A 15,791-nucleotide genomic window follows, 5' to 3' on the forward strand; every position below is an offset into this window, starting at 1 on the left:
CAACTTGTTCAACCCTAAATTGAATGTAATTAGTATTAAAAACTAACCAAATAATAAATATGAACTTAAAATTTTTACGCAAATTATCTTGGGTATTAGCACTCATGACAATTATCAGTACTTCGGTGTTTGCGCAGCAACGACAAATTACTGGTAAAGTTGTTGATAAAAAGGACGGTCAACCGCTTCCTGGAGTGACTGTAGGAATACGAGGTAAAACAAACAATGTAAGTACGAATGACAAAGGTGATTTTGCGTTAATCGCAGACCCTGCCACTGATGCATTGGTGTTTTCGTATATCGGCTACGTAAGGCAAATAGTGCCATTAGCAGGAAAAACAAATGTCACTATTAGCTTCGTTGAAGATGCTCAAAGCCTCGACAATGATGCGGTGGTTGTGGTGGGTTATGGAGTTAAGAAAAAATCTGAGATTCTAGGTTCGGTAGCGACAATTACCGGCGCTGAAATTCAAGATGTTCCTGCTCCGAATTTGGCCGGCGCATTGAGAAACAGAATTGCCGGTGTAGGTGTTAGTCAAGAATCAGGGCGTCCAGGTTCGGCTATTACTTTAAACATAAGAAACTCCACTACGACAACGGCAGCTGCCGGTACTACGGCGGAGCCGCTTTATGTGGTAGATAATATAACAGTTACCAGAGAGGCTTTCGATAATATAGATGCTTCAATGATTGAAAATCTAACATTCTTGAAAGATGCTTCTGCTGCCATTTATGGTGCTGCTGGAGCAAAAGGTGTTATTTTAGTTACTACAAAGAGAGGGAAAGTGGGTAAGCCAAGTATTACTTATAACGGCTATTTAGGTGTGTCTGACGCGATTAAAGTTCCTAAAATGTTATCTGGATACGATCATGCTTTATTATTAAACGACACATTTCGTTCCCAAGGTGCTGCTGCGTCAGAATACTTTGCTCCAGAGGATTTAGATTATATTAAAACTTTGGACTATAAAAGCTGGTACGATGAAGTATGGCAAGCAGCTACCACACAAAGACACAATATTGGAATTTCTGGCGGTAGCGATAAAGTTACTTTCTTCGCTGGAGGTAGTTATCAGGGTGAAAATGGAAACTATGCTGGAATGAAATTTAATAAATATTCATTCAGAAGTGGTTTAGTTGCGACAGTAGCCAATGGCTTAAAAGCTGATGTTAATTTTAACGTTGATTATGGTACCAAAGAACTTCATCATAATGCCCAAGAGAACGATGCTGCCTTTTTTGAAAGACTGATCACGGTTCCAAGATGGGTACCCATTAGTATTGATGGAAAATTTGTTAACTACAATGTGAATTCTGTGAACGTTAGTAATATTAATCCGTTAGCCATTTCCGAGTCTGGTTATTATAATAATGGTTCCAATAAGTCTTATCGCATTAATGCCTCGTTAACTTATGAACCAACTTTCTTAAAAGGTCTTGTTATCCGGGGTCAGGTATCTCAATCAAGCGGATCTTCAAAAAATACACAGTATATACCACCCTTTACATTGTATAATTTTGTCAAAAGAGGGAATAATTTAGAATTATTTACTAATCAATTACCAACTACCACTGCAGCTACTTTTCAGCCAACCAGTGCTGCAAATTCTACTTTCACACCCGGTCTCATTGATAATAATAGCTATCAATTTTTCTTAACGCTGCAATACAATAAAACTATTGGCAAACACACTTTTAGTGTTCTAGCGGGTGGAGAGCAAAGTGAAGGGAATACTCAACAGTCACAAGTTCGATATACTAATCAGCTTATCCCTGGTGTGGATCAATTTTTTGCCTACGATATCAACACATTAGTAGCATCAAACTTAGAAAGGACGGCGGTTTCTAAACGTTCGGGTTTTGCAAGATTTAGCTATGATTTCGATAAAAAATATCTAATTGAGGGTATCGCCCGTATTGATGCATCGTCTAACTTTGCATTAGGTAACCGTTGGGGTGTATCACCAAATATCGGAGTTGGATGGGTAGTGAGTCAGGAAAATTTCTTTAAAAACACAGATGCATTTAGCTTTATCAACTTTTTAAAAATTAAAGCAAATGTTGGTATAACAGGTGATGATAGAGTTGGAGTTCGCTTGTGGCAAGATAGATTTTTGATTGATGTAACCAATGGCTATATCTATGGGAACTCAAATGGAAACAGCTTAAACCGTAATCGTTTGGCTAATCCTGATATCACCTGGGAGAAAAAAAGAACGATTAATGTCGGTTTAGAAACTTCAATGTTTAATAATAAGTTGGATATTAGTATTGAGGCCTTCCAAAACTATACTTACGATGGTTTCGAATTAGGAGCAAATAATCAATATCCGCAATATTTTGGTACACCAGCACCAGTGTTAAATTATAGACAACTTTATAACTGGGGTTCAGAGTTCAGTATTGGATACAAAGCAAAACTTGCGAAAGATTGGAATCTTAGTGCCAGCATGAACTTCTCTTATGGTAACTCTGTTACCGACAGGATTCTCTATACTCCTGGAAACTTAATTAACAATACATTCCCTAATTTGCAATTATTTGGAACGGATCCACGCAAGTACAATACTAGCAATTATGGCTTAACTAATCTGGGAATGTTTAGAACTCAAGGTGATGTTGATGCATGGATGGCAAAATATCCTAACTATAGAATCTACGATAGAATTCCGCAAGCGGGATGGTTATATTATGAAGATACAAATGGTGATGGTGTGGTATCTGACAGCGATTTAGCGCCTTTATACAACAACACCAATGCATTTTTGTCTTCGGGTATCACATTAAACCTGACTTATAAAAATTTTAGTTTAAATACTAACATCAATGCGAGATTCGGCGGTAAAATATTCTACGATAGCAGGGCAAGAACAGCTCCATCGAGAACAAGAAACACCTTAGAAATCTGGACCGATCGTTGGACTTTAGATAATCCAATGGAAGGTAAATATCCTAGATTTGATGATCCGACATTGGGAATAAATTCTGATTTTTGGGCTGTTGACGGAACAATGATTCGCATCAATACAATGACACTGAGCTATAAGGCTCCAACCGCATTCGCGAATAAATTAGGCATCGGTGGTGCTCGTATTCTATTAACAGGAAATAACTTGTGGACAATCGTTAATCCACTTCCATACAAAGACCCGTACACTTCAAGTGCATGGGATTATCCAATGTTGAGAACACTATCTCTGGGATTAAGTGTTAACTTATAATTTTTTGAGCAATGATTAATCAAATAAAAAACAATATAAAAAAGGCAGTAGCTATTTTGACATTAGCTGCACTTTTGCCAGCTTGTGTGAATAAAGACGAATTTTTCTTATTACCAGATACTGGAGGTGTCGATCAGGCAATCTGGGATAGTGATGGTTCTGTACAATTGCACTTGAACAGGGTATATGATGTAGCGATGTATCAATTTCCGATGCAATTAACTCCAGACCGTTACGGTGTGCATTATGCAAGTGATGAAAATTATCTGCCCGATGCAGATGCCAATGCAAAAGCAGCGCTTGGGTTGCAAGGGATTTTAGGAAATAACGATGTAAGATATACTGGTAATAACTATAGTGGTAATCCTGGTCAGAATAAATACTGGGATATAGCTAGATGTAATGATGCTATTGCAAATCTTCCTGGAAGTAAAATGGCTACCCCTAAAAAAAATGAATTATTGGGGCAGTATTATGCGTTAAGAGCAATCACTTATTTTGAATTAGTTAAAGTGTATGGTGGTGTTCCGCTACCTTTAACACCCCAAGGAGCTGATACCGTTTATGATGAGGGTAGAAGGCCAGCTAAGGAATGTTTTGCGGCAATTCTTAGCGATTTAAATAACGCCATCATTTTATTAGAAGGCTTTAATCCTGGCGATGCTGATGGAAGAGGTAAAATGACGAAGTTAATTGCTGCCTGTTTGAAAGCTAAAGTGTTATTGTATTGGGCTAGTCCTCAATTTAATCCGACTAACGATCCAAAACACCCTTATCAAGAGTCGAGATGGGCAGATGCTTTAACCGCTAATAAAGAAGCTTATGACATGTGTGTTTCAGCTGGTAAAAAATTAATGACAAATTATTTAGACATTTTTCGAGTTGAAGGCTCAGCAAACACTGAGGCAATTTTGGTTAGAACATATTCTAATACGGTACCAAATAGAGGAAATGGAACCGAACAGCGTGTAAGGCCAACCTCTGAAGGTGGAAGTCCTAATACATACTTCATGCCTACCACAAAAATGTTGGATGCTTATCCAATGAGAGATGGAAAACCATTAAATACTTCTAACGCTTTTCCTTATGATCCAACCATGTTTTGGCAAAATAGAGATCCTAGGTTTGAAGCCACTTTTGCAACGAATGGATCGCTATATCCACTAAGTGGAAATGCGAATCGAAAACAATGGAATTATAATCTGGCGGTTGGCGAAAGCAATGGAAATGCAGTATATGTCAAGCGTTTTTCTACACCAACTCTAACAGCAAGTGCTTCTGTCTATAACAGTTCTATAGGCGGCGGTAGTGGAATGGATTGGATTGAACTCAGATTTGCAGAAATCATGTTAAATTATGCTGATTGTCTAAATGAAACAGGAAATATCGCAGGTGCGAAAGATTTGGTAAGACAGATTCGCATGAGAGCAGGAGTAGTGGCTGGTGATTCAGATTACGGATTGGGATTGGCTGGAAGTACTTCTCAATTGCGTAACTTAATCCTTAACGAAAGACAAATTGAATTCGCTTTCGAGAACAAACGTAACTCAGATCTGAGAAGATCTCGTACAATGCATTTGTTAACAGGTAATATGTCTAAATTGGAAATTCAGTTAATAAATCCGCCATCGGGATCAGATCAAAAAGATAAAAAAGTATTAGAAGATCCTGTTCCAGGAACAACAACTCCGTTCAGAGAGACTCTAAACGTTAATGACAAAGCCATATATACCAAGTACTTTAAAAACGTCGTAATCACCAACACTACCTATCTGCCATACAATGTTCCTGAATTTCATTACTTCTATACATTCCACAATGATTTTGTGAGTTTTGGTAACAAAATTCTTCCGACAGTTGGTTGGGCTGGTGGTACGTTTGATCCCCTTGATTAGTATTTGAAGTATAAATTTTCAGTCGATCTGATTAAAAAAATAAAATAATGAAAACTAAATATATTAATAAGTTACTCATTTGGTTCTGTTTGATTCTTTGTATCTCTTGTAAAAAAGAATCGGAGAACATCTTTAACATGTTTGAAGATGTTACCATAACATTCAATAATAGCGATCCACGTTGTGTTACCGATTATAAGGTAATAAACGATAAAGAAGAGGTATGGATTGATTTCACACTTAACTCTGCGAAAGAAGATATGTACTCTTACATTTTTGAGGTTTCATCAGGTACAAAGGAGGCAACACGTTACACCGTCGTAATTAGCGACCCTTCCCAACGCAGAAATCTTTCAGCAGTCATAAAGCTTCCAAATAGCGCCTTTCCAGCTGCTGCAATTCGTGACGGAAAACAGAGCTATCGCATTTGTGCCTTGAATGAGAAAGGAATCTTCATTGGTGATGGTTATAAAAAGGTTACAGTTGAGGTAAATCCAAGTTTTATGATTTATGCAAATAGAGATATCTATTTACCAGATACAGTGGGAAAATCTTTACCAAGTTTCTTTTCTCTTAATGATGCAACGGGTTTTAGTTATAATAGTGCTGCAACCAATGCTGGAAAAATTGATTTTGGTATTTACAGGAAACCTGGTTCTAACTCAACCACACAAACGCCAACTTGGGTCGTTAATCTGTATTCATTAAATGTTGCAACTAACCCATTAACTGTGTATGACGTTAGTAGCTTTAGTCCTAAAAAAGCGACAAAATTTAGTCAACCTGTTACTGGACAGGCAAATGCATTTCTAACCACGGCAATTTCTGGCTCTTCCATAGAAACTTTAGCTAAAGCAAGAGCAATTACCTTTGATGAGACTACACAAACTGTTCCAGCAAATGGACTAGCACCTGGTAATGCCGTGTATTTTCTTACGCCGGAAGGTAAGTATGGAATAATATATATTAACACAGTTACTTCAGATTTGCAAAAAAGACCATTCATCAACGTCAGTGTAAAAGTGCAACGATAACACTTTTCTCGGCGGTTAAACACCGCCATAATTTTATATATATTTGGTTTGAAAACAGGAAGCAGCGAGTGCTTCCTTTTTCATTTAAGAATGTTACATTTATATATGAAAATTATTTCTACCTTGTATCGTGGCTAAGTTATAACAGCAGGTTTAAATGCATATTCGGCAGGTATTGCTAATATGATATACTTTTAAGTCAAAATGTTGCACAAAACAGCCACATTTAACGGTTAACTTTAAATTTTAATACACTTTCTAACCAAAATTTTTTATTTGAACTGACAAAGAAATGAGCCACAGTTATTAATATTTTTTCAGTTAAAGATATTAGCTTCAATTCTTTGCTTTTCCTACGAGTAAAACAATATGAAAAAAAACTTTTTTAAACTACTATTTTCATCAGCATTAATTCTCTCAGCTGGTTCAGCTTTTGCGCAATACCCAAAAATTCCTGATAATGTAAAAAAAGAATCCGATTCGATGATGAAAGAGGCCTATCGCCAATCGGATATTGCATGGGAAAAAGCAAAATCGATTATAGAGCAGGAAGCTAAGCAAGGTAAACCGTATATTCCTTGGGCTGGTCGTCCAACTGACTTGCCTCAATCGGATATCATTGCCTTTCCTGGTGCTGAAGGTGGCGGCGCTTACAGTTTTGGCGGTCGCGGTGGAAGAGTTATTGTAGTGAAAAATCTAAATGACAGTGGTCCTGGGTCGTTACGCGATGCCTGTGAACAAGGGGGAGCCCGTATCGTTGTTTTTAACGTTGCTGGTATCATTCGATTAAAAACGCCGTTAATTATTCGTGCACCTTATATTACTATTGCAGGTCAAACCGCTCCTGGTGATGGCGTTTGTGTGGCTGGAGAATCGGTGTGGTTAAATACACACGATGTAATTGTTCGGTTCATGCGTTTTAGAAGAGGTGAGACTTTTGTGGGTCGCCGCGATGATGCGATTGGTGGCAATCCTGTTGGAAACATCATGATCGACCACGTTTCGGCAAGTTGGGGTTTAGATGAGAATATGTCGATGTACCGTCACATGTACAATGACAGTACAGGTAAAATAGAGGATAAATTAGCAACGGTCAACATCACCATTCAAAACTCAATCTTCTCTGAAGCATTAGATACCTGGAACCACGCTTTCGGTAGTACCTTAGGCGGTGAAAACTGTACATTTATGCGTAACCTTTGGGCCGATAATGGTGCCAGAAATCCATCAATTGGCTGGAATGGAATATTCAATTTCGCGAATAATGTCGTTTTCAACTGGAATAACCGCTCTACAGATGGTGGTGATTACACTGCTTTATTTAATATCGTAAATAACTATTATAAACCTGGACCGGTGACCAACTTAAAAGAACCGATCAGCTACCGGATTCTAAAACCAGAAAGCGGTCGTAGTAAATTGCCTTATGTGGTTTTCGGTCGTGCTTACGTAGAAGGAAATATTATCGAAGGAAATGATAAAGTAACTAAAAATAACTGGGATGGTGGTGTGCAGCTTGAAGATAAAAAAGGCGAGCTAATGACATTTGAGCAGGCTTCTCCTTATTTTGCGGCAATGAGGGTGAGAAAGCCCTTCCCAATGGCAAAAATTACCATTTTACCAACTTTACAAGCCAAAGATTACGTTCTTACGCATGTTGGTGCTAATTTACCAAAAAGAGATCCGGTGGATACACGGGTGCTTAAGCAGGTTACAACTGGTAAAATTGATTTTATTGAAGGGGTAAAGTTACCAGAGAAGGATTTTGAGCACCGTCGTTTACCAAGAGATTCTTACAAAATGGGTATTATAACCGATGTAAGTCAAGTGGGCGGTTATCCAGAATATAGAGGTACGCCATACAAAGATGCTGATAACGATGGTATGCCAGATGCATACGAATTGAAAAACGGATTAAATCCTAAAGATGCATCTGACGCTGCAAAAATTTCCAAAACCGGCTATTCAAACATCGAAATTTATTTGAACAGCGTTGTAAAAGTTTCAACCGTAAAACCTAACTAATATGCGTAAGTGGAATTCTATTTTTAGCATTGCTGCGTTATGGGGTATTGGAAATGTTGCTTTTGCGCAGTACCCGGTTATCCCCGAAGCAATGGAAAAAAGAGCCGATTCACTTTTAAAAAGTATTGAAGAGCAATCGGAACGACAGTTTCTAAAAGTAAAACCCATCGTTGATGCTGAGGCAAAACAAGGTAAACCTTACATTCCTTGGGCTGCGAAACCAAGTGATTTACCTCAGGCAAAAATGGTTGCTTTTCCAGGTGCTGAAGGTGGAGGAGCCTACTCATTTGGCGGTCGCGGTGGAAAAGTTTATGTAGTGACCAGTCTGGAAGATTCAGGTAAAGGAACTTTACGTGAAGCTTGCGAGCAAGGTGGTGCCCGCATTATTGTGTTTAACGTTGCAGGAATTATCAAATTAAAAACACCACTGATTATTCGCGCGCCATACGTTACCATCGCTGGTCAAAGTGCACCTGGCGATGGGGTTTGTATTGCGGGAGAATCGGTTTGGATTAATACGCACGATGTAGTGATTCGTTACATGCGTTTCCGCCGTGGTGCTACAGATGTTACCCGTAGAGATGACGCAATCGGCGGCAATCCTGTTGGAAATATCATGATTGATCACGTTTCAGCAAGTTGGGGATTAGATGAAAACATGTCTATTTACCGCCATGTTTATGATCCGAAAGACGGTTCTAAACCAGAAAAACTTCCAACGGTGAATGTAACCATTCAAAATTCGATCTTTTCTGAAGCCTTAGACACTTATAACCATGCCTTCGGAAGTACAATTGGTGGATTAAATTCTACGTTCATGCGTAACCTTTGGGCTTCGAATATTGCAAGAAATCCTTCTGTGGGGATGTATGGTGATTTTGGTTTCGCGAACAACCTAATTTTTAACTGGTGGAATAGAAGTGCCGATGGTGGCGACAATGCTTCATTTTATAGCTTTGTGAACAATTATTATAAACCAGGTCCAATAACGCCTGCAGGTCAGCCAATTTCTTATCGCATTTTGAAGCCAGAATCGGGAAGAGATATCAGGTTCAAAAATGAGTTTGGCAAGGCTTACGTGATAGGAAATATTGTTGAAGGCAATGAAAAAGTAACCAAAAACAATTGGGATGGTGGGGTTCAGCCAGAAAGCAAACGTGATAGGCAGAAGTTGTTAGATTCTATCCGTGCTGACAAACCACTTACAATGGCAAAAATTTCGATCATCGAAACCAAAAAAGCGTATGAGTATGTTTTAGCAAATGCTGGTGCATCTTTACCTATTCGTGATGCGGTAGACAAGCGTATTGTAAAACAGGTATCAACAGGTAAAATTGAGCATGTAGAAGATGGAAAACTTCCGGCTGCTCAGAATTATGTGAAACGCCGCTTGCCAGCTGATTCATACAAAAAAGGAATTATTTCTGATATTGGACAAGTTGGTGGTTATCCTGAATACAAAGGTAAAGCTTACCTCGATTCGGATAAAGATGGGATTCCAGATGCCTGGGAAACTAAAAATGGTTTGAACCCCAAGGATGCCAGTGACGCAGCAAAAATTTCGAAATCAGGTTATGCCAATATCGAAGTATATTTAAATAGTTTGGTTGATGTAAGTAAGGTAAGGCCTTAAAGGAAGTTGAATTGAAAAGTTTAACGTGAAAAATAAATAATACTAAGCACCATGTATGACCGTGTCGTCATTGCGATGCACTAAGCAACCTTAAAGCGAAGGCTACCGTAGTATGATTGCTTCCTGCCTCGCAATGACCATAAGCATAAATAGAATAACATTAATGCCAAAAACTAACCACATATATTATTCTAAAGTACTGTCTATTCTGGCCTTACTTTTTTTGTTGATCAGTGTTTCTTTTGCTCAAAAAACAAAACCAGTTGAACTACCCAAACCGCTTTACAAAGGCAAGGATGGCAAATTGGCCTACACTCCTGATGCCGAGGGAAATCGCATTCCAGATTTTTCTTATGCAGGTTACATGGCTGGTGAAAAAGCGATTCCAGATGCCACAATCAAAGTAGTGGTTCCGGTTTCGAAGGGAGATGCCACGATAAGAATTCAATCTGCGATTAATTATGTTTCAAAGTTACGTATCGGGAAAGATGGCTTGCGTGGTGCTATTTTACTCGAAAAAGGAACTTACGAGGTGGCAGGCACCCTGAAAATTTCAGCTTCAGGTGTGGTTCTTCGTGGTAGTGGCTTTGGCGTTGGTGGCACTGAAATTTTTGCAACTGGCTTAGATCGGATTGGGGTAATTAGAATATTGGGCAAAAATGATCGGTCAGAACAAAATCCAGTGGCCATCACCAATAATTATGTTCCTGTAAACGCAAATCAGCTCACCTTGTCTAGTATCAATGGTTTTAAAGTTGGCGATCAGATCCTGATCAACCGTCCATCAACTAAAGAATGGATTGAAACCTTAAAAACCGCTGAGTTTGGCGGTGGCGAGAGTGCTTTGGGCTGGAAACCCGGGACAAGAGATATCCGCTGGGATAGAAAAATTATGGCAATAAATGGCTCTACCATCACTTTAGATGCGCCGCTTACCACTTCATTAGATGCGAAATTTGGTGGCGCAACCGTTTCCAAATATGACTGGAATGGAAGAATCAACAATGCAGGAGTTGAAAATTTAAAGATAGAATCCGATTATCACAAAGAAAATATTAAAGATGAATACCATCGCTGGACGGCTATTTGCCTTGAGAATGCGCAAGATGCCTGGGTTCGAAAGGTTGTTTTTAAACACTTCGCCGGCTCAGCGGTAAATGTTTTAGAAACCTCAAAACGCATTACTGTTGAAGATTGCAAATCATTTGCACCGATTTCAGAGATTGGCGGAGAAAGAAGAAATACTTTTTTTACCACAGGACAACAAACGCTGTTTCAAAGATTGTATGCTGAATTTGGTTACCACGATTTTGCCGTTGGCTTTTGTGCACCAGGACCAAATGCTTTTGTACAATGCCAATCCTATCTGCCTTTCAGCTTTAGTGGTGCCATAGATAGTTGGGCATCTGGCGTTTTGTTTGATATCGTAAACATAGATGGACAAGCTTTAAGTTATTTAAACCGTGGTCAAGACGGGCAGGGCGCTGGCTGGACTGCAGCTAACAGTGTTTTTTGGCAATGCAGTGCGGCAAGGGTTGATAATCCTCAGCCACCAACTGCTCAAAACTGGGCGTTTGGAACATGGGCACAGTTTTCTGGAAATGGTTATTGGGACATGTCGAATGAACAGATTCAGCCAAGGAGTTTGTATTATGCGCAGCTTAAAGATAGATTAGGAAATGAAGTTGAAGGAAGGACATTTTTACTTCCGGTAGAAACCGAGGCCTCGAGTAGTCCGCCTGTTGATGTGGCTCAAAAATTAACCAAGTTAGCTTATAAGCCAGCGCTTACCATTTCCGAATATATCGATTCAGCAACAGAGAGAAATAAAATTTCTACCGACGTAAATCAAGCAAAAAGCATTGAAAAAATTGGCGTAGAGAAAGTAATTCAACCAACACTTGCTGAGGCGATGACCATCAAAAATGGCTGGCTGGTTCGCGGTAACGAAGTGGTTGTGGGCAATCGACAGGATGTACCCTGGTGGAATGGAAGTGCCCGCCCGTATGGTTTGAAGAAAACTAAATTCCACGCTACCCGTTTCGTTCCTGGTCGCGAAGGAAATGGCCTTACAGATGATTTGAGCGAGATTACCGACTCTATGCAAAATGGTTCTGTAAAAGTTTTGGATCATAATTATGGACTATGGTATGATAGAAGGAGAGATGATCACGAACGCATTCGCAGGATGGACGGTGAAGTTTGGGCTCCATTTTATGAGTTGCCTTTCGCCCGTAGCGGACAGGAAAAGGCTTGGGACGGTTTGAGTAAGTACGACATCACGAAGTATAATCTTTGGTATTGGAACAGGCTAAAAACTTTTGCAAACCTTGCTGATCAAAAAAGCCTTGTCTTGATTCATCAAAATTATTTTCAGCATAATATTATAGAAGCGGGTGCGCACTACGCTGATTTTCCGTGGCGTACGGCCAACAACATTAACCATACTGGTTTCCCAGAGCCTGTGCCCTATGCTGGCGACAAGAGAATTTTTATGGCCGAGCAGTTTTACGATATCAGTAACGAAAATCGCAAAGCGATCCACAAAGCATACATCAGAAAATGTCTGGAAAACTTTGATGGAAACTCTGGTGTAATTCAACTTATCGGTGCAGAATTTACCGGTCCGCTATATTTTGTACAATTCTGGATTGACACCATTAAAGAATGGGAAAAGGAAACCGGTAAGCACCCTATTATTGGTTTAAGTGTAACTAAGGATGTTCAGGATGCAATCTTGGCCGATAAGGCAAGGGCAGATGTTGTCGATTTAATCGATATCAGATATTGGCATTACCAGGCAGACGGAACTGCTTATGCACCTAAAGGCGGCCTTAATTTGGCGCCAAGGCAACATGCCCGTTTGTTGAAACCAAAGAAAACTTCGTTTGAAGAAGTTTACCATGCAGTTTCAGAATACAAGGAAAAGTTTCCAGCGAAAGCTGTTATCTATTCGGGTGATAATTACGATTCTTTTGGTTGGGCTACTTTCATGGCTGGCGGTTCACTTTCCAATATTCAAGGGTTTGATAAAAATTTCTTAAGCACTGCTTCCTCCATGAAAGCATTTCTTCCTGCCGGGAAGTCTGCCGGGCAATATGGCTTGGGAAATACAGGCAAAGCCTACATTTTGTACAATGCATCTGGCGAATCAATCAATCTCGACCTCAGTAAAGTGGCTGGGAAGTTTAGTATGAAAGTTTTAAATACTCGAAATGGTAAGATCCTGAAAGAAGAAAAAATAAACGCAGGAGCAAATGTAAAACTAAGTAAGGTCGGAGCGGGCGATGAAGTAATCATCATCAATAAAATTTAATACATGAATTTAAAATTTAAACTATCTCTGGTTTTCTTAGTATCAATCCTAGCATTTGGATGCAAGGATAAACCACATTTTGGTGATAAAAGTCTACTGATTTCTGAAAATGGAAGATATTTTTCTACCGGAGATGGGAAACCATTCTTTTGGTTAGGCGATACGGGTTGGTTATTATTTAGCCGCTTAAATCGCGAAGAAACCAATACTTATCTCGAAGACAGAAAACAAAAGGGCTTTAATGTAATTCAGGTGATGGTTTTGCATGATGTTGCGGCAAAAAATATCTACGGTGATTCAGCTCTGCTGAACAAGGATGTTTCCAAACCAGTGTTAACCGACAAAAACGATTACAAGGATTCTGCTGCTTATGATTATTGGGATCATATTGATTATGTAGTTGACAAGGCTGCCGAAAAAGGACTTTACATGGCCCTTGTTCCAGTTTGGGGAACAAATGTGAAAGAGAGAAAAGTAAATGAGGCTCAGGCAAAAAAGTATGCTGAATTCCTCGCAAAAAGATATCGAGATAAGTGGAATATTATCTGGTTAAATGGTGGTGATATTAAAGGAACTGACGGTTTAAAGGTTTGGAATGCGATTGGGGAAGCGCTGCGAGCAAATGATCCAAATCATTTGATCACTTTTCACCCAAGGGGCAGAACGGCCTCTTCGGGATGGTTTCACGATGCAAAATGGAATGATTTTGACATGATTCAATCTGGTCACCGCCGTTATGAGCAAGATACCTCAGCAAAAGAAAAATTACACTACGGGGAAGATAACTGGAGATACATTGCAAGCGATTATAAACTGAAGCCAGCAAAACCTACCATTGATGGTGAACCGTCATACGAAGATATTCCGCAAGGATTGCATGATGTTACACAGCCACGCTGGAACGATGCTGATGTAAGAAGATATGGCTATTGGTCGGTTTTTGCTGGAGCCTTCGGCTACACATATGGTCACAATTCAGTAATGCAGATGTACAAAAAAACCGATTTGAAACCAGCATACGGTCCGAAAGATCAATGGATTACTGCAATAAACGCTCCGGGAGCGCAGCAAATGAAATTTTTGAAAGACTTAATGTTATCACGTTCTTACTTTGATCGGGTACCTGATCAAACGATGGTTGCAGGAACCAATGGAGAACGATATGATAAAGTTTTAGCCACACGAGGAGAGGAATTCGCGATGTTTTACACCTATACCGGTAAGACTTTTGGTGTGCAGCTTGGCAAAATAGATGGTGATGAGGTGAAGGCTTCTTGGTACGATCCACGGACAGGAAAATTCACAACAATTGGTGAGTTTGAGAATAAGGGAACAAAAGAATTCAATCCGCCAGGAGAACCTGCAAATGGTAATGACTGGGTTTTGGTTTTGGATAAGGTTTAAAAATTTGGTTTGTCGCTGGTGCGAGGTTCAAGGCAAAGCCTTAAATGGTTTGTTAGAGCGGTCGTCATTCCCAATTTAGTTGGGAATCTTAAAGCGATTGCAACCATTACTTGGCTATTGCATTAAGATTCCCGCCTACGCGGGAAAGACAGAGTTAAAATAAAAAATAATAAATGTTTAAAGCAAAGTTCATATCAACATTACGTTTAGCCATCATCGGACTGTCGTTGTGCGGATTAACATCTTGTTCAAAACAAGGGTATCTATTTACGTCGTTCCATGAACCAGCAACTGATGGATTACGCTTTTTATACAGTTATGACGCTTATCATTGGACAGATTTAAATAAAACTTTCTTAAAACCGGAAGTTGGTACACAGAAAGTTTTACGCGACCCATCCATTGCACAAGGACCAGATGGAACTTTTCATTTAGTGTGGACATGCAGCTGGAAAGGCGACGAAGGGTTTGGTTATGCCAGCTCAAAGGATTTGATTACCTGGAGCGAGCAGAAATTTCTTCCGGTAATGGAAAGTGAACCTAAAACGGTAAACGTTTGGGCACCAGAAATTTTTTATGATAAGGAGAAAGCTGAATTCGTAATGATCTGGGCATCAACCATTCCATTCCGTTTTTCTAAAGGTATTGAAGAAGAAGAGAATAATCACCGGATGTACAGTATTACCACCAAAGACTTTATCAATTTCTCAAAACCTAAATTGTTTTTAGATCCTGGTTTTAGTGTAATTGATGCGGTAATTGTGAAACGGACGGTAAACGATTATGTTTTAGTGTTGAAGGATAATACTCGTCCGAACAGAAATTTAAAGGTAGCTTTTGGGCAGGATGCTTTAGGTCCTTATAAAGATGTTTCAGAAACTTTCAGTCCTAAGCTAACTGAAGGGCCAACTGTGGTTAAAGTGAAAAACGATTGGTTGATTTATTTTGATGCTTATGGCCAAAAAATTTATTCAGCTTACAAAACATCAGATTTTAAAAACTTTAAAGATGTGACTTCGGAGGTGTCGGTACCAGAAGGACATAAACACGGAACCATTATTAAAGTAAAAAGGAAAGTGATTGAAGGATTGAAGAAATAAAAGGACTTTCGGTTGGTGTCTCACCAGCCGAAAATAAAATTCGTCTTTGCGAGGTACGAAGCAATCCTAAAGCGTTGGCATGAAATGAGAAAACCTCCGTTGTAAGATTGTTTCGTTTCGATGACAAATCGGAAACTCGCAATGACGGCAAAATAAAAGAAGA

At 39.3% G+C, this 15,791-nt stretch carries 8 protein-coding genes; all 8 read left to right on the top strand.

The features are described from left to right. Positions 1 to 59 precede the first annotated feature (59 nt). Entirely contained in the window at positions 60 to 3,221 is a 3,162-nt protein-coding gene (locus AC3ITD_RS06365) for a SusC/RagA family TonB-linked outer membrane protein (RefSeq protein WP_489365030.1), read from the top strand. An 11-nt stretch (positions 3,222 to 3,232) separates the two neighbouring features. Then, positions 3,233 to 5,116: a RagB/SusD family nutrient uptake outer membrane protein gene (locus tag AC3ITD_RS06370; protein ID WP_489365032.1), complete on the top strand. Its 1,884-nt coding sequence runs from the start codon at positions 3,233 to 3,235 to the stop codon at positions 5,114 to 5,116. A 47-nt stretch (positions 5,117 to 5,163) separates the two neighbouring features. Further along, a complete protein-coding gene (locus AC3ITD_RS06375; protein WP_489365034.1) occupies positions 5,164 to 6,150 on the top strand; it encodes a hypothetical protein in 987 nt (328 codons plus the stop codon). Between the two features lie 369 nt (positions 6,151 to 6,519). Continuing rightward, the gene (locus AC3ITD_RS06380) at positions 6,520 to 8,175 is read left to right on the top strand and encodes a pectate lyase family protein (RefSeq protein WP_489365036.1); all 1,656 of its coding nucleotides are present in this window, start codon (positions 6,520 to 6,522) and stop codon (positions 8,173 to 8,175) included. Between the two features lies 1 nt (position 8,176). Beyond that, entirely contained in the window at positions 8,177 to 9,808 is a 1,632-nt protein-coding gene (locus AC3ITD_RS06385) for a pectate lyase family protein (RefSeq protein ID WP_489365038.1), read from the top strand. 163 nt (positions 9,809 to 9,971) lie between these two features. Next, positions 9,972 to 13,124: a DUF6298 domain-containing protein gene (locus tag AC3ITD_RS06390; RefSeq protein WP_489365040.1), complete on the top strand. Its 3,153-nt coding sequence runs from the start codon at positions 9,972 to 9,974 to the stop codon at positions 13,122 to 13,124. A 3-nt stretch (positions 13,125 to 13,127) separates the two neighbouring features. Continuing rightward, positions 13,128 to 14,528 (top strand): glycoside hydrolase family 140 protein, encoded by a 1,401-nt coding sequence (locus tag AC3ITD_RS06395; protein WP_489365042.1) that lies wholly within the window; start codon positions 13,128 to 13,130, stop codon positions 14,526 to 14,528. Between the two features lie 173 nt (positions 14,529 to 14,701). Further along, positions 14,702 to 15,628: a glycoside hydrolase family 43 protein gene (locus tag AC3ITD_RS06400; RefSeq protein ID WP_489365044.1), complete on the top strand. Its 927-nt coding sequence runs from the start codon at positions 14,702 to 14,704 to the stop codon at positions 15,626 to 15,628. Positions 15,629 to 15,791: the final 163 nt, after the last annotated feature.

This window comes from Pedobacter sp. KH_004 (genome assembly GCF_057840755.1).